The 348-nt window shown below is 70.4% G+C and carries 1 protein-coding gene; it reads left to right on the top strand.

Features of this window, described 5'->3' with window-relative positions:
- Nucleotides 1–5: 5 nt before the first annotated feature.
- A partial coding sequence (locus MTQ10_RS31050; RefSeq protein ID WP_247474167.1) for a transposase family protein occupies nucleotides 6–348 on the top strand: 343 nt, incomplete at its 3' end.

Here is a 348-nt window from a genome sequence, read left to right as displayed (position 1 = left end):
TTGCTGTGGCTGGTGTGATCACGGCGTCGGAGCCCTCCTGGATAGGTCCGTTCACCGGGCTGAGCCCGCGGCAGTTCAACAAGCTGATCACCGCGCTGCGGCGTGAGGGGGCCGATCCGGTCCGCAAGGGCCGGCCGTGGTCGCTGCCGTTGGAGGACCGGGTGCTGCTGGTGGCCGCGTACTGGCGAACCAACCTCACCCTGCGTCAACTTGGCCCGCTGTTCGGCGTCTCGAAGTCGGCGGCCGACCGGATCGTCGCCCACCTCGGGCCGGCTCTCGCCCTCCAGCCCCGGCGACGGTTCCGCAAGGAGACCGTGCTCATCGTGGACGGCACGCTGGTGCCCACCC

The organism is Streptomyces sp. XM83C (genome assembly GCF_023072675.1).
Classification (GTDB): Bacteria; Actinomycetota; Actinomycetes; order Streptomycetales; family Streptomycetaceae; genus Streptomyces; species Streptomyces thermocoprophilus.
The sequence above is the reverse complement of the archived record's forward strand: the minus strand, read 5'-3'. Positions and strand labels throughout refer to the sequence as shown.